The organism is Streptomyces sp. NPDC104381 (assembly GCF_055583745.1).
Genome location: NZ_JBVJNK010000006.1, coordinates 288,383 through 303,228, shown reverse-complemented (window position 1 = coordinate 303,228; position 14,846 = coordinate 288,383). Strand labels below are relative to the sequence as shown.

Annotated in this window: 16 protein-coding genes; 12 read left to right on the top strand and 4 right to left on the bottom strand. The window is 72.5% G+C overall.

Going from position 1 to position 14,846, the window contains the following annotated elements; genetic code table 11:
- The first annotated feature begins 123 nt into the window (after positions 1 to 123).
- The 7 genes from ACZ607_RS22515 to serC all read left to right on the top strand — a co-directional run bounded on the left by ACZ607_RS22515 (position 124) and on the right by serC (position 6,727).
- Complete coding sequence (locus tag ACZ607_RS22515) at positions 124 to 1,626, top strand: sensor histidine kinase (RefSeq protein ID WP_469737181.1); 1,503 nt, start codon at positions 124 to 126, stop codon at positions 1,624 to 1,626.
- The gene (locus ACZ607_RS22510) at positions 1,623 to 2,048 is read left to right on the top strand and encodes a roadblock/LC7 domain-containing protein (RefSeq protein WP_469737179.1); all 426 of its coding nucleotides are present in this window, start codon (positions 1,623 to 1,625) and stop codon (positions 2,046 to 2,048) included. The genes ACZ607_RS22515 and ACZ607_RS22510 overlap by 4 nt, the downstream gene beginning before the upstream one ends.
- A complete protein-coding gene (locus ACZ607_RS22505; protein ID WP_403988212.1) occupies positions 2,045 to 2,416 on the top strand; it encodes a DUF742 domain-containing protein in 372 nt (123 codons plus the stop codon). The genes ACZ607_RS22510 and ACZ607_RS22505 overlap by 4 nt, the downstream gene beginning before the upstream one ends.
- Positions 2,397 to 3,053, top strand: coding sequence for a GTP-binding protein (locus ACZ607_RS22500; protein ID WP_469737177.1), 657 nt, complete (start codon positions 2,397 to 2,399; stop codon positions 3,051 to 3,053). The genes ACZ607_RS22505 and ACZ607_RS22500 overlap by 20 nt, the downstream gene beginning before the upstream one ends.
- Complete coding sequence (locus ACZ607_RS22495) at positions 3,050 to 4,285, top strand: cytochrome P450 (protein ID WP_469737175.1); 1,236 nt, start codon at positions 3,050 to 3,052, stop codon at positions 4,283 to 4,285. The genes ACZ607_RS22500 and ACZ607_RS22495 overlap by 4 nt, the downstream gene beginning before the upstream one ends.
- Positions 4,282 to 5,490: a cytochrome P450 family protein gene (locus ACZ607_RS22490; protein ID WP_469737173.1), complete on the top strand. Its 1,209-nt coding sequence runs from the start codon at positions 4,282 to 4,284 to the stop codon at positions 5,488 to 5,490. The genes ACZ607_RS22495 and ACZ607_RS22490 overlap by 4 nt, the downstream gene beginning before the upstream one ends.
- 118 nt (positions 5,491 to 5,608) lie before the next feature.
- The gene (gene serC, locus ACZ607_RS22485) at positions 5,609 to 6,727 is read left to right on the top strand and encodes a phosphoserine transaminase (protein WP_469737171.1); all 1,119 of its coding nucleotides are present in this window, start codon (positions 5,609 to 5,611) and stop codon (positions 6,725 to 6,727) included.
- A 90-nt stretch (positions 6,728 to 6,817) separates the two neighbouring features.
- Here the strand turns inward: serC and ACZ607_RS22480 are convergent, their stop codons facing one another.
- Positions 6,818 to 7,828 carry an NADP-dependent oxidoreductase gene (locus ACZ607_RS22480; RefSeq protein ID WP_469737169.1) on the bottom strand — a complete coding sequence of 337 codons (1,011 nt, stop codon included), beginning with the start codon at positions 7,826 to 7,828 and terminating at the stop codon, positions 6,818 to 6,820.
- A 121-nt stretch (positions 7,829 to 7,949) separates the two neighbouring features.
- Between ACZ607_RS22480 and ACZ607_RS22475 the strand changes: the two genes are divergently transcribed.
- Both ACZ607_RS22475 and ACZ607_RS22470 read left to right on the top strand, forming a co-directional pair.
- The gene (locus tag ACZ607_RS22475) at positions 7,950 to 8,513 is read left to right on the top strand and encodes a TetR/AcrR family transcriptional regulator (RefSeq protein WP_469737167.1); all 564 of its coding nucleotides are present in this window, start codon (positions 7,950 to 7,952) and stop codon (positions 8,511 to 8,513) included.
- 48 nt (positions 8,514 to 8,561) lie between these two features.
- The gene (locus ACZ607_RS22470) at positions 8,562 to 9,077 is read left to right on the top strand and encodes a DinB family protein (protein ID WP_469737165.1); all 516 of its coding nucleotides are present in this window, start codon (positions 8,562 to 8,564) and stop codon (positions 9,075 to 9,077) included.
- Here ACZ607_RS22470 and ACZ607_RS22465 read toward each other — a convergent pair.
- Both ACZ607_RS22465 and ACZ607_RS22460 read right to left on the bottom strand, forming a co-directional pair.
- Positions 9,062 to 10,813 carry a GAF domain-containing SpoIIE family protein phosphatase gene (locus ACZ607_RS22465; RefSeq protein ID WP_469737163.1) on the bottom strand — a complete coding sequence of 584 codons (1,752 nt, stop codon included), beginning with the start codon at positions 10,811 to 10,813 and terminating at the stop codon, positions 9,062 to 9,064. The two genes, ACZ607_RS22470 and ACZ607_RS22465, sit on opposite strands and share 16 nt — an antisense overlap.
- 180 nt (positions 10,814 to 10,993) lie before the next feature.
- On the bottom strand, positions 10,994 to 11,536 hold the full coding sequence (locus ACZ607_RS22460; protein ID WP_469737162.1) for a GNAT family N-acetyltransferase: 543 nt from the start codon (positions 11,534 to 11,536) through the stop codon (positions 10,994 to 10,996).
- 87 nt (positions 11,537 to 11,623) lie between these two features.
- On the opposite strand from ACZ607_RS22460, the gene ACZ607_RS22455 reads away from it, so the two are divergent.
- On the top strand, positions 11,624 to 12,025 hold the full coding sequence (locus ACZ607_RS22455) for a PPOX class F420-dependent oxidoreductase (RefSeq protein WP_469737161.1): 402 nt from the start codon (positions 11,624 to 11,626) through the stop codon (positions 12,023 to 12,025).
- Between the two features lie 56 nt (positions 12,026 to 12,081).
- On the opposite strand, the gene ACZ607_RS22450 is transcribed toward ACZ607_RS22455, so the two are convergent.
- Positions 12,082 to 13,065: a WD40 repeat domain-containing protein gene (locus tag ACZ607_RS22450; protein ID WP_469737160.1), complete on the bottom strand. Its 984-nt coding sequence runs from the start codon at positions 13,063 to 13,065 to the stop codon at positions 12,082 to 12,084.
- Between ACZ607_RS22450 and ACZ607_RS22445 the strand changes: the two genes are divergently transcribed.
- Both ACZ607_RS22445 and ACZ607_RS22440 read left to right on the top strand, forming a co-directional pair.
- Positions 13,064 to 13,822 carry a GDSL-type esterase/lipase family protein gene (locus ACZ607_RS22445; RefSeq protein ID WP_469737159.1) on the top strand — a complete coding sequence of 253 codons (759 nt, stop codon included), beginning with the start codon at positions 13,064 to 13,066 and terminating at the stop codon, positions 13,820 to 13,822. The genes ACZ607_RS22450 and ACZ607_RS22445 overlap by 2 nt on opposite strands.
- Positions 13,823 to 13,883: 61 nt before the next feature.
- Positions 13,884 to 14,843, top strand: a complete 960-nt coding sequence (locus ACZ607_RS22440) for an endonuclease/exonuclease/phosphatase family protein (RefSeq protein WP_469737157.1) — start codon at positions 13,884 to 13,886, stop codon at positions 14,841 to 14,843.
- Positions 14,844 to 14,846 lie beyond the last annotated feature (3 nt).

The following is a 14,846-nucleotide window of genomic DNA, read 5'->3' as shown; positions in this document are numbered from 1 at the left end:
TGACTTGATCAGGAACAATCAGCTCCAGTTGTGGTTCTTTCACCGGCACCGCACCGATGTGTCCCGATTGTTCCTCCGCCGCACCTGCCCCTCCCGCCGCACCGTCCGCCCCGAGGACTCCGATTGCGCCCTTCACTCCGGCCGACCGCACTCGCCCTGCTGATCTCGGCAGCCGTTACCGGTGCTCTGTGCCTGTGGGGCGTCACCGCCGCTCCCGCCTCGGTGCGGGCCCCGCTCGCCTGGGGGACGGGCGCCGCCGCCGTGCTGCTCTCCGTCGCGGTGGCCTTCGCCGTCCACACGCTCGCCACCGCCCGTCATCTGCGCGCCCTCCGGGCCGCCGACGCGACGCGCTTCACCGCCGAGACCTCCCGACTCGTCTCGACCTCCGCCGCCGAGGCGCAGCGCTTCACCGCGGAGACCGCCCGGATCAGGTCGGCCGCGTCCACCGAGGCGGCCCGGGCCACCGCCGAGGCCGACGAGCGGGTCCAGCGGGTCACCGCCGAGGCCGCCGAGCAGTACGAGCGGCTCACGGCCGAGACCGCGCGGCTCACCGCCCGCGCCCGGCGCAGTGAGACCGAGCGTTCCGCCGCGATCGCCGCCTGCGCCAACGCGGCGGGCCGGATGCAGGCCCTGGCCACGAGCATGCTGGCCGACCTGCGCGAGATGGAGCACCGGCACACCGCGGAGGACGTGCTCGGTGATCTGCTGCACCTGGACCACCGCACCGCCCAGGCGGGCCGCCTCGCCGACTCCATCGCCGTGCTGACCGGGGCGCGTTCCGGGCGCCGCTGGGCCAAGCCGATCGTGATGGAGTCGATCCTGCGCGGCGCCATGGGCCGTATCGGCGGCTACCAGCGCATCCGGCTCCACTCGACCAGCGACGTCGCCATCGCGGGCCACGCCGCCGAGGGCATCATGCACGCCCTGGCCGAACTCCTCGACAACGCTGCCAACTTCTCGCCGCCCACCGCCGAGGTGCACGTGTACGTCGAGGAGGTGCCGGCCGGCATCGTCGTCACCGTCGAGGACAGCGGCCTGGTGATGAGCGATGTGCAGCTGCGCCGCGCCGAGCGCGCCGTGTCCGCCGTGAACCAGGACCTCACGGGTCTCTCCGGCACCAGGCTCGGTCTCGCCGTCGTCGGCCGGCTGGCCAGGAAGCACGGTCTCACCGTCTCCTTCCGGCCGTCGGCGCGCGGCGGCACGGGAGCGCTGATGATGCTGCCGCAGGAGCTCATCTCCCGTACGTCCGTGCCCGCGCCCGCGCCTCTCACCGAGCCCGTCCGGCACCCCGAGCCCGAGCCGGACCACGCCACCCCGGACACGGAGAGCCGGCCCCGGGCGGCCGCGCCCGGACGGCCCGAGCCCTCGTCCGAGCCGGCGTCCGAGTCGGCGTCCGAGTCGGCTTCCGAGTCCACCGGCGCCGTTCCGCAGGTCGGTGAGAGCGGACTGCCCAAGCGCCGCCGCGGCCGCACCCTGGCCGCCGCCGAAGCCCGTACCGCCACCCCCGGCGGAGCCGAAGCCCCCCGGCCCCGTACCACCGACCCGAAGGTGCAGGCTGCCCGCTTCAGCACCTTCAGCCAGGCGGTACGAGCCAACTCCCCGCACCCGGAAGGCAACACCCGATGAGCGCGACCACCGACGAGAAGCTGAACTGGCTGCTGGAGGGGCTGCTCGACCGCACGCCCGGCGCCCGGCACGCCCTCGTCCTGTCCCGGGACGGCCTCAAGCTGTGCCGCACCCCCGAACTCTCCGTCGACCAGGCGGACCAGCTGGCCGCGATCTCCGCCGGCATCCAGAGCCTGTCGCACGGCGCGTCCATCGAGTTCGGCGACGGCACCGGCGGCGTACGGTCCGCGATGACCGAGTTCTACGGCGGGGTGCTGTTCATCGTCGAGGCGGGCGCGGGCGCCCATCTGGCGGTCGTGGCGGCGGAGGACTCCGACGTCGGCCTCGTCGGCCACAACATGAGCGAGCTCGTCGAGCAGCTCGGCGAGCACCTCGTCGCCCCGCCGCGCGATGCGGCGGCCACGGAAACCGCGGACGCATGACACCCGTCCCGCGCCCCCGGCCCGGACGCGACGACGACCCGGACCGGCTGTACACCCTGACGGGTGGCCGCAGCCGGTCCGACTCGGCCGCGTTCGACCTGGTGACGCTCGTCGTCGCCGAGTGCGAACCGAACCCCGGGATGCAGTCGGAGCACGTCGCGATCCTGCGGATGTGCCACAGCCCCACCGCGGTCGTCGAGATCTCGGCCACCCTGAATCTGCCGGTCAGCATCGTGCGCATCATGCTGTGCGACCTGCTCGACACCGGCCGGATCAGCGCCCGCCACCCCCGTACTGCACGTGTCGAGGACCGGCTCCCCGACACCGACACCCTGGAACAGGTGCTCGTTGGACTCCGCAACCTCTGACCGTGCCGCCCTGCAGGCGACGGCCGACAACGGACTGAAGATCGTCGTCGTCGGCGGCTTCGGGGTCGGCAAGACCACCATGGTCCGATCCGTGAGCGAGATCCGTCCGCTCAACACGGAGGAGACCATGACCCGTGCGGGCGAGGCGGTCGACGACCTGGACGGCGTGCACTCCAAGACGTCCACCACGGTCGCCTTCGACTTCGGCCGCATCACGCTCGACGCGCGGTCGGTCCTCTACCTCTTCGGCGCGCCCGGACAGGAACGCTTCTGGTTCCTGTGGGACCGCCTCTTCTCCGGCACCCTGGGCGCCGTCGTCCTCGTCGACACCCGGCGGCTCGCCGACTCCTGGTACGCGATCGACCGGCTGGAGCACCACGGCACGCCGTTCATCGTCGCCTGCAACGACTTCGGCGGCCCGCTCCACACCGAGCAGCAGATCCGCGAGGCCCTCGACCTCTCCCCCGACGTCCCGCTCGTCGAGTGCGACGCCCGGGACCGCTCCTCCAGCAAGTACGTCCTGATCACGCTGGTCGAGCACCTCTACGCGCTCTCCGTCGCCCGGGAGAAGGACGCCGAAGCGGCGCTCACGGGCGGTCAGGGCGCCACGGCGATGACCCCGGAGCGCACCCCGTGACCCAGTGCCCCGTACCCCACGGTTCCGTACCCCTGTCCGGCCCGCGGTTCCAGACGGACCCCGTGCAGCTGTACCGGGACATGCGCCGCGACCAGGGCTCCGTGGCCCCCGTGGTGCTCGACGGCGACATACCCGCCTGGCTGATCCTCGGCTACCGCGAACTCCACCAGGTCACCAACGACCCGGTGCTCTTCAGCCGGGACTCGGACCTGTGGAACCAGTGGGACCACATCCCGGACGACTGGCCGCTGCTGCCGATGATCGGGCGCAAGCAGCCGTCGATCCTCTACACGGTCGGTGAACGGCACACCGTCCGCGCGGCCATGATCAGCAACGCGCTGGAGAGCGTCGACCCGTTCGCGCTCAAGCGGTACGCCGAGGAGTTCGCCGACGACCTCATCGACGGCTTCTGCTCCACCGGCCGCACCGACATCATCGCCGAGTACGCGATGCTGCTCCCGGCCCGTGTCCTCGCGAAGATCTACGGCTTCAGCGACGAGGTCGGGGGGCCGCTCGTCGGCGCGCTCAACGACATGATCGACGGCCGTGAGCGGGCCCTGGCGGGTCAGCAGCACCTGGGCGGGGCCATGTTCCAGCTCCTCGTGGACAAGCACGCCGAACCCGGTGACGACGTCGCGACCCGGATGCTGGAGGACCCGGGCGGCTTCACCGACGAGGAGGTCGCGCAGGACCTCATGGTGATGATGGCGGCGGGCCACCAGCCGACCGCCGACTGGATGGGCAACTCGCTGCGGCTGATGCTCACCGACGACCGCTTCGCCGCGTCGCTGTCCGGCGGCCGCCACAGCGTCGCCGAGGCCATGAACGAGGTGCTCTGGGAGGACACGCCCACCCAGAACGTCGCCGGCCGCTGGGCGTCCCGCGACACCCACCTCGGCGGACGCCACATCCGCGCGGGCGACCTGCTGCTCCTCGGCATCGCCGCCGCCAACGGCGACCCGCAGGTACGCACCGACGGCTCCGCCCTGACCGGCGGGAACAACGCGTTCCTCTCCTTCGGGCACGGCGAGCACCGCTGCCCGTTCCCGGCGCAGGAGACCGCGGAGGTCATCGCCCGTACGGGGATCGAGGTGCTCCTGGACCGGCTCCCGGACGTGGACCTCGCCGTCCCCGAGGACAAGCTGACCCGGCGCCCGTCCCCGTGGCTGCGGGGGCTGACGGAGCTGCCGGTGCACTTCACGCCCACTCCCGCCCTTGGAGGCCAGAAATGACCCGGATCGCCCTCGATCCCCTTGTCGCCGACCTCGACGGGGAGAGCGCCGCGCTGCGCGCCGCCGGCCCGCTGGCCGAGGTGGAGCTCCCCGGCGGGGTGCACTGCTACGCGGTGACGCACCACGCGGAGGCGCGTCAGCTGCTCACCGACAGCCGCGTGGTCAAGGACATCGGCGTGTGGAACGCCTGGCAGCGCGGCGAGATCCCGATGGACTGGCCGCTGATCGGGCTCGCCAACCCGGGCCGCTCCATGCTGACGGTCGACGGGTCCGAGCACCGCAGGCTGCGCAGCCTGGTCGCGCAGGCGCTGACGGTGAAGCGGGTGGAGCGGCTGCGGGCCGGCATCGAGGCGCTGACGAACGCGTCGCTGGACCGGCTGGCGGCGCTGCCCCAGGGGCAGCCGGTCGATCTGAAGGCGGAGTTCGCGTACCCGCTGCCGATGAACGTCATCAGCGAGCTGATGGGCGTGGACGCGGCCGACCACCCCCGGCTGAAGGAGCTGTTCGAGAAGTTCTTCTCGACGCAGACCCCGCCGGAGGAGGTCCCGCAGATGATGGCGGACCTCGGCACCCTGTTCACGAAGATCGTCGACGACAAGCGGGCCACGCCGGGCGACGACCTGACGAGCGCCCTGATCGCGGCCTCCGAGGAGGGCGACCACCTCACCAACGAGGAGATCGTCAACACGCTGCAGCTGATCATCGCGGCCGGTCACGAGACCACGATCAGCCTCGTCGTCAACGTCGTCGAGGCGCTCCAGACCCACCCCGAGCAGCGCAAGCGCGTGCTGAGCGGCGAGGTGCCCTGGGAGAACGTGATCGAGGAGACGCTGCGCTGGAACACCCCCACCTCGCACGTCCTGATCCGTTTCGCGACCGAGGACATCGAGGTCGGCGACAAGGTCCTGCCGAAGGGCGAGGCCCTCATCGTCTCGTTCGGCGCGCTGGGCCGTGACGAGAAGCAGTACGGGGAGACGGCGGGCGAGTTCGACATCACCCGCTCCCCCAACCGCCACATCGCCTTCGGCCACGGCCCGCACGTCTGCCCGGGCGCCGCGCTGTCCCGGCTGGAGGCGGGCGTCGCCCTGCCCGCGCTGTACGAGCGCTTCCCCGACCTGGACCTCGCGGTACCGGCCTCCGAGCTGCGGAACAAGCCGATCGTCACGCAGAACGACCTGTACGAGCTCCCGGTCGACCTGGGCTGACCGCGCGCCGAACCCGTCGCCCACGGTCCGGAGCGTACGTCTCACCGGTCCGGAGCGTCGTGTCTCACCGGACGGACACGGTCCTCGACCGCTTCCGGGAGGGACTACGCTCCGGACCGTGGCTGACATCCAGATTCCCGCAGACCTCAAGCCCGCCGACGGCCGTTTCGGCGCCGGGCCCTCCAAGGTGCGGACGGAGGCGGTCGACGCGCTGGCCGCGACCGGCACCTCCCTTCTCGGTACGTCCCACCGCCAGGCTCCCGTGAAGAACCTGGTCGGCGAGGTACGTGACGGCGTACGCAGCCTCTTCTCCCTCCCCGAGGGATACGAGGTCATCCTGGGCAACGGCGGTTCCACCGCCTTCTGGGACGTCGCGACGCACGGGCTGATCGAGTCGAAGTCCCAGCACCTGAACTTCGGCGAGTTCTCGTCGAAGTTCGCGAAGGCCGCCAAGCTCGCCCCGTGGCTGGCCGACCCGACCGTCATCGCCTCGGACCCGGGCACCCACCCGGACCCGAAGGCCGAGGCCGGCGTCGACGTCTACGCCTTCACCCACAACGAGACCTCCACCGGTGTCGCCGCCCCCGTCAAGCGGGTCGCGGGCGCCGACGAGGGCTCCCTCGTCCTGGTGGACGCCACCTCCGGCGCGGGCGGCCTGCCGGTCGACATCACCGAGACGGACGTCTACTACTTCGCCCCGCAGAAGTCCTTCGCCTCCGACGGCGGCCTGTGGATCGGCGTGTTCTCCCCGGCGGCCCTGGACCGCGCCGCGCGCGTCCACGCCTCCGGACGGCACGTCCCGGAGTTCTTCTCGCTGCCCACGGCGATCGACAACTCCCTGAAGAACCAGACGTACAACACCCCGGCGCTGGCCACCCTCTTCCTGCTGAACGAGCAGCTGAAGTGGATGAACACCCAGGGCGGCCTGGACTTCACGACCGGCCGCACGGCCGCGTCCTCGCAGCACCTGTACGGCTGGGCCGAGGAGTCCAAGTACGCCACCCCGTTCGTCACCGACCCGGCGAAGCGCTCGCAGGTCATCGGCACGATCGACTTCGAGGACGGCATCGACGCGGCGGCCGTCGCCAAGGTGCTCCGCGCCAACGGCATCGTCGACACGGAGCCGTACCGCAAGCTGGGCCGCAACCAGCTGCGCGTGGCGATGTTCCCGGCGATCGACCCGGCGGACGTCCAGGCGCTCACCGCCTGCATCGACTACGTGATCGACAAGCTCTGACGGTCCCCGTCCCGGACGGCCCCGCACACCCCGGTGTGCGGGGCCGTCCGTCGCCGGGCGCCCCGTTCGTTCCGGGAGCCGGGAGGGGCCTCAGGCGACCGTCAGCACGATCTTGCCCCGGATGTGCCCCTCGGCGGCCCGCTCGTGCGCGGCCCGGACGTCCGCGAGCAGGAACGTGCTGTCGATCGCGACGCGGACCGCGCCCGTGTCGAGCAGGCGGCCCAGCTCGGCCAGCTGAGCACCGTTCGAGCGGACCTGGGTGCCCGTGACGGTGACACCCAGCTTCGCGGTCTCCTCCTCGTCGAACTCGCCGAAGAACACGGGGAACAGGGAGCCGCCGCGCTTGAGCGTGCGCAGGAATCGGCTGCTGCGGCGGCCGCCGACGGCGTCGAGGACGAGGTCGGCGCCGTGCACGAGCTCCTCGGGCCGGCTCGTGGTGTAGTCGATGAACTCGTCGGCGCCGAGGTCCCGCAGGAACCGTTCGTGCCCGCCCGACGCCACCGCGACGACCTGCGCGCCCTTCCACTTCGCCAGCTGTACGGCGAAGTGCCCCACCCCGCCCGCGGCGCCGTTGACGAGGACCCTCGTGCCGGGGCCGAGGGGCACCGGGCGGTGCCGCGCCGCCTGGAAGGGCGAGGGGTGGTCGTGTCCGAGCTCGATCAGGAACTGCCACGCCGTCAGCCCGGCCATGGGCGCCGCCGCCGCGTGCACATGATCGATACCGGTGGGCTTGTGCGCGAGGTCCGACGCCCGCGCGGCCACGTACTCGGCGTACCCGGCGCCCTCGAAGCCGGGAAACCGCAGGAGCCCGAAGACCTCGTCGCCGACGGCGAACCCGTCCACGTCCGGGGCGACGGCCTCAACCACGCCCGACACGTCCGTCCCCGGGATCACGGGCAGGCTGAACTTCGGCCTGGTCTCCGGAGGGAGGTTGCTCATCCCGTCGCGGAGGTACCAGTCGGGGGGATTGAGGCCGGCCGCGTGCACGCGGACGAGTACCTCGCCCGGCCCCGGCACGGGAATCGGCACCTCGTCCTGACGCAGGACCTCGGGGCCGCCGTGCTCGTGCAGCCGGATCGCCCTCATCGTGTCTGTCGGCATCGTTCTCTCCTGCCCGCACTGCGGGATAGACTCATCCGGATCAGCGATCCACATAAACGAACCACTGATCCGAATATACGGATCACTGATCCAGATAGTCAAGGAAAGTCAAGGGGAAGAGATGCGCGCCGACGCCAGGAAGAACCGCGACCACCTGCTCGCCGTGGCGGGCACCGCCCTCGCCGAGCACGGCGCCGAGGTGTCGCTGCGCGACATCGCACGCCGGGCGGACGTCGGACTCGCGACGCTGCTGCGCCACTTCCCGACACGTGAGGCGCTGCTCGACGCCCTGCTCCGTACGAGCTTCGACGAGATGACGGCCCGGGCGGCCGCGCTCGAGACGTCGGACGCGCCCGACGAGGCCCTGGTGTCGTGGCTGCGGGACTGCGTCGCGTGGACGACGGAGTACCGGGGCGTGACCGTGCTGATGGCGGCCGCCATCAACGACACCGAGTCCGCGCTGCACGCGTCGTGCGTCGCCCTGCGCGCGGCCGGCGCACGGCTCCTCGTCCGCGCCCAGGAGGCGGGCACGGCGCGGACCGACGTCGACGGCGCCGATGTGTTCGCCCTGGTGGCGGCGCTGGCCTGGCTCGGCGACCAGCCCGCACTCGCGCCCCGCGCGGACCACCTCTTCGACGTCGTCGCGAGCGCGCTCCTGACCGGTACGGCGGGCGGCGACGCCTGACCGGCTTCCAGCAGTTCCGCTGTCGGTGCCGGCTGCTAGCTTCCCGGCATGACGACCACGCCGAGGAAGCTGCCGACGACCGTGCCGTTCACCGGCGGCGAGAAGGAATCCCTGCACGCGAGTCTCGACCGGCACCGTGACGTGGTGCTGTGGAAGCTCGAAGGGCTGGACGACGAGCAGCTGCGCCGCCCCATGACCCCGACGGGGACGAATCTGCTGGGCCTGGTCAAGCACCTGGCCACCGTCGAGTACGGCTGGTTCTGCGCCACGTTCGGGCGGGAGACCGAGGACTTCTGGTTCGACACGTCGGCCGACGACATGACGGTCGCCCCGGACGAGACCACCGAGCAGATCCTCGCGTTCTACGCGCGCGCCCGCGCCGCCGCCGACCTGTCCATAGCGGAGACGGACCTGGACACCACCGGGACCTCCTGGAACGGGAAGACCGTCTCGATGCGCTGGGTGCTCATCCACATGATCGAGGACGTCCTGCGGCACGCCGGTCACATGGACATCGTCCGCGAGCTCATCGACGGATCGGTCGGTTCCTACCCGGCCCCCTGAGCCCCGGGGCCGCCGCTGAGGCGGACGACGAGCACGGCCACGTCGTCCCGCTGCGGGGCGTCCACCAGTCCGTGGGAGAGCGCCTCCAGCAGCTGCGGCAGGGGCTGGTCGCCGTACGCGGAGAGGGCGGCCGCCGTCTGTCCGATGCTCGCCTCCAGGTCGTTGTCCCGGCGTTCGACCAGCCCGTCGGTGTACAGCAGGAGCACGCTGCCCAGGGGAAGTTCGCGGGTGCGGTCGTGGCGGCCGAGGCCGTCGGCGGCGCCGAGCAGGAGCAGGTCGTGCGCGTCCAGGACCGAAACGCGGCCGTCGGGGGTACGCAGCAGGGGCGGCGGGTGCCCGGCGTTGGACCAGGTCAGACGCCACCCGCCGCCGTCCGGGTCGAGGCGGGCGTGGACGGCCGTGGCGCCCGGGCCGAGGGGCAGGACGTCGAAGGCGCTGTCGACCGCGTCCAGCGCGCCGGCGGGTGAGTGCGAGGGGTGGCCGAGGGTGGCCTGCCGGAGCATGCTGCGGACCTGGCCCATCACGGCCGCGGCCTGCACGTCGTGCCCGATGATGTCGCCGATGGACAGCATCAGCCCGCGCTGCGGGGCGTCCGGGAGCCGCGGCAGCAGATAGGCGTCGTACCAGTCGCCGCCCACCATGTCCTGGTCGGTGGCCGGCAGGTACAGGGCGGACATGTCCAGGCCCGGCACGGCGGGAAGGTCGGTCAGCATCGCCGCCTGGAGCTGTTCGGCGGTGCTGAGCCGGGTCTCGACGAACAGGGTGCGGTCCACGGCCTGGCTGACGTACCCGGCGACCGCCGTGAGAGCGGCCTCCTCCGTCACCGAGAGGACATGGGGGTCGGGCCAGCACCACATCAGCGCGCCCCGGCCCCGGGCCAGCGGCACGCACAGCACGGAGCGGAGCCGCAGCGCGTCGTACCCGGCGACGGCCTCGGGGCTGAAGCCGGCCACGAGCGCCTCGCGGTCCGGGACGAAGACGGTGCGCTGTTCGCGGACGGCCTGGGTGCTGGGGAAGCCGGCGTCCAGGTCGAGCCGGGAGATGGCGGTCTCCACCGGCCGTACGTCCTCGGGGTCGATCACCCGCCAGAGCCCCTGGCCGTCCGCCAGCATCAGGCCCACGAACGAGGGCTCGGCGGGGCCCACGAACATGCCGCGCAGCCGCCGGGTGAGGTCCGCCAGGTCGTGGGAGTGGGCCAGCTCCACCGAGGCGCGCAGCAGCAGTTCGGCGTAGTCGCGGTCCTCCCGGATCCGCTCGGTGGCGATCCGGAGCCGGAGTTCCACCGAGCAGGCGGCGGTGAGGTCCCCCAGGTCCTGCAACTCGTCGGCGGTCCACTTCCGGGGCGTGTGGTCGATGGCGCAGAGCGACCCCAGGACGTGCCCGTCGGCGTCGGTCAGCGGCATGCCGGCGTACGCGATCACCTGGAGGTCGGGGATGGCCAGGCTGGCGCAGGTGAGCGGGTGGGCCCGGGTGTCCTCCAGGATCAGCGGCCGGCGGTCGAGGACGACGTGCTGGCAGAACGAGTGGCTCAGCGGGGTCTCGCGCCGGGCCGCCCAGGGCTCGCTGAGTCCGACCATGCCGGGGAAGACCTGCCGGTCGGTCTCCAGCAGCGAGACCAGCGAGACGGGCACGCGGAGGAACCGGGCGACCAGTCTCGCGAACCGGTCCATACCCGGGTCGGCCGCCGCCGTGAGCCCCGCGAGCCGCAGGGCTTCCAGCCTGCCCAGTTCGCCCACCCGGGGCCTCCGTCGGTCGCTCGGCAGGAGCCGCGGTGCCCACACACCACGTCCTACGACCGTATAAGACAATTCCGGTCATGTCGTGACCGGAGCGGGCGCACCCGGAGACGGCGCGGGTCCCGGAAGGGCCCGAGGTGGTGCCCCGACCGGAAGCTGCGCGGCGCCGCGCTCGGCCGCTCAGTCGCGCCCGGTGTCCGCGACCCCGCCCCGCGCGGCCCCCGGCACCACGTCCCGCCGCCATCGCACCTCGCCGTCCTGCCGCTCGTCCCCCGGGCGCAGCCCCGCGGCCGAGGCCACGGCGGCGGACGCGGCGTGGTCCGGGTGGATGTGGGCGACGACGGTACGGACGGCGGCCCGGTCCAGCAGATGGCGGACCAGGCCGTCCGCCGCCTCCTTGGCGTATCCACGGCCCTGCCACCGGGTGCCGACCACCCAGGCCACCTCGGCCCGCTCCCCGCGCACGGTGGCCTGGACGTAACCGGCCAGGCGCCCGTCGGTACGCACCCGGAGCACCCAGTTCCACCAGAGCTCGGCGGGGTCGGGCGAACCGGCGCACTGGCGCTCGTAGCGGGCCCGCAGGGCGTCCGCGTCCTCCGGCGCACCGCCGGTCCAGGCGTGCAGCGCGGGGTCGAGGAGGACCGCGGCCATCTCCTCCGCGTGGGCGACGTCGAGCGGCAGCGCGTCGAGACGGAGGGTGAGGAAGGGCTCGGGGGCCTGCATGGGACGGAGCCTACGCGGGGCCGGGCAAGGCTTCACAGCCCCGCCCCGGGGGCCCGTATTGCCCTCTTTTCATGCACCATGGGACATATGGAGACGATCCATGAACTAGAGCCTTATGTGAAGCAGTACACCGTCCTGCTCAGCAGCCGCAGGCCGGACGGATCATCGGCCCACACCCCGGTCAGTATCGCGGTCGAGGGCGATCACGCCTACATCCGTACGTTCTCCTCGGCCTGGAAGGTCGACCGGATGCGTAACCACCCGGTGGTGGAGATCGCGCCGTGCACCGTGCGGGGCGCGCCCACGGGACCGCCGATGAAGGCGTGGGCGCGGCTCCTGCCGCAGGACTCGAAGGAGAACACGCACGCCGCCCGGACGCTCTCCCGGAAGTACCCGGCGCTCCACGGGGTGGCCGTCCCCCTCGTCCACCGGCTGAAGCGCGACCGCACCCTCCACTACGAGCTGCGGCCGATCACCGACGACACCTGAGCGGGCCGGCCGATCACCGACGACGTCCGGGCGGGCCGGCCGGGGGACGGCGTGCGTCACCCCCGGCGGCGCTTGGCCGCGATCAGGGCCAGCACGATGACGACGACGGCCACGGCGCCGCCCGTGGCGGTGCCCTTCGTCGGGCCGCCGTCGTCCCCGTCGCCCCCGGACGACGTCCCGCCGCCCCCGCCGTTCGGGGCGGGCGTCCTGCTGCCGCCGCCCTCGACCTCCACGCGCGCCACCTCGCTGTTCTTCCCTTCGGAGCCGAACATCATCGCCGAGCCGTCCGCCGTGTACGTCACCGATTCGGACTGCCCCTGGAGCGGCGCGCTCACCGCGTGGTCCTCGCCGAGCCTGCCGTTCGCGAAGGCGTAGCGCCGGGCGCTGAAGTACGAGCGCAGCACCAGCTCCTTGCCGTCCGGCGAGAACGCCCCGTCGGTCACCCACGGCACCTCGCCGACGCGCCGGAACACGTTGGCCCCGCCGGCCGTCAGCTTCTCCGGGCCCTCGTAGAGCCCGCCGCCGCCCTCCCGCTTGGAGGCGATGTACACCCGCCCCGTCGTGGGGTGGACCATGAGCGCCTCGGCGTTGCGTGCCCCGTCGGCGTACGTCACGTCGAACTGCGTGGCCCGGACCGTGGCGTCGGCGAGCTCCTTCGGCTCGGGGAAGCGGTAGATCCAGACGTGGTCCCAGGTGCCGTCGAGGTTGTCGCCGATGTCGCCGACGTAGAGGTTCCCGTCGGGTCCGAGCGAGATGGCCTCCACGTCCCGGGGCTCCCCCACGCCCTTCATGGTGATCGTCGCCACGGTCCTCCCGGTCCGGGAGTCGACGGCGTAGACGTACGGCCCGTCGTCGCTGTCGTTGTGCGTCCAGTAGACCCCCGGGTGGAGCCTGCTGGCGGCGAGCCCGCTGGACTCGGTGATCCGGGGGTCCTCGATCGTGAAGGTCCGGTCCGCCTTGCCCCCGTCGTCCGCGACGGCGGGGACCGTCCCCGTCAGGAACAGCAGGGCGGCAGCGGCGGCGGTCAGCAGCGGTCTCATGGCACAAGTGTCCACCGTCACGTCGCAGGCCGGAGCAGTGATCAGCCATGATGTCGCCATGCGTTTTCTCTTCGTCGGCGACTCCATGACCATCGGGCGTTCCGGCGACTTCACCTGGCGCTACCGCATGTGGCAGCACCTCGAAGCGACCCTGGGCGACGGCGGTTACGCCATCACGGGTCCGCGTACCGAGCTGTACGACACCGAGGCGAACGCCCCGCTCTCCCACGCGTACGGCGACGCGTCCTTCCCCGCGCCCGCGCGCCGGCACCTGGCCGGCTGGGGCGAGGGCTGGCTCCACATGGCCCCGGTCGTCGCGGACGCGGTCGCGTCGGCGCGCGCCGACGTCCTGCTGGTCTCGCTCGGCCTGATAGACCTCGGCTTCTACACGGACAGCACGCAGACCGCCGCGAACGCACGGGCGTTCATCACCGCGGCCCGCGCCGCGAACCCCCGGATCAAGCTGGTGCTGCTGCCGGTCATCCCCAACGTCCGGGCGGAGTCCGACGCCCCCTTCGCCGCCGAGTGCGACCGCTTCAACACCCTGCTCGCCAAGGCCGTCGCCGACCTGGACTCCGCCGCGTCCCCGGTCCTGCTGGCCTCGCACCCCACGGGGTACGACATCCACACGGACACCTACGACGGCACCCACCCCGGCCCCACCGGCGAGCACAAGCTGGCCGGGGCCTTCGCCGACGCGATGCACCAGGCCTGGGGCGTGGGCGGCCCCTACGCGGGAGCGCTGGCGGCGGCCTGATCCGGGCCTCCACGACGGATCACCTGCGCCGACGCCGGACACCCACGACGGAAGGTCCCCTGTGACGAGGAAGAAGGCCGGACGGAGGCCTGGCCGGAGCTGGCGGCGGGGCCGCGTGACGGCGCTGCTCGGGCTCCTGACGGCCGTCCTGCTGCTCTTCCCCGGTCTGGTCCCCAACACCCCGGGCCGGGTGGGCAGTCTGCTGGAGACCTTCCTCCCCTGGCTCGGCCTGGCCGTCCCCGTCCTGCTGGTCCCGGCGCTCCTGCGCCGCTCGCTCCTGGCGACGGCGGCGCTGCTGCTGCCCGCAGTCACCTGGTCCGCCCTGTTCGGCGGCCTGCTGTTCACCGGGGACCGGGCGCCGGACACCACGTTCACCGTGGTCCAGCACAACGTCAGCGATGTGAACCCAGAACCGGCCGCCACCGCACGGGCGTTGGCCGCCACGGGAGCCGGGCTCATCGCCCTGGAGGAGCTCACGGCCCCCGCCTTGCCCGCCTTCGAGGCGGCCCTGGCCGCGGACTACCCCCACCACGCGACGCGGGGCACGGTCGGCCTCTGGTCGAAGTACCCGCTCACCGGCGTACGGCTGGTGGACATCAGGCCGAAGGACGTCGGGGCGGGCTGGGACCGGGGGCTGCGCGCGGCCGCCCGTACGCCGAAGGGTGAAGTCGCCGTGTACGTCGCCCATCTGCCCTCGGTGCGGATCGGTCCGGCGACCGGGCTCACCTCGGGGCGGCGGGACGAGAGCGCCGCGCTGCTGGGGAAGGCCGTCGCCGCCGAGCCCCTGGACCGGGTGATCCTCCTCGGGGACCTCAACAGCACGCTGGACGACCGCGGTCTGGAGCCCGTCAGCTCGCTGATGGGCTCCCCGGGCCCCGGCTTCGCGTTCAGCTGGCCCGCGAAGCTGCCGGTGGCCCGGATCGACCAGGTCCTGGCCCGCTCGGCGGACGTCAGCCGCGTCCGGACGCTGCCGGCCACCGGTAGCGACCATCTGCCGATAGCGGCGGACATACGACTCTGAGCA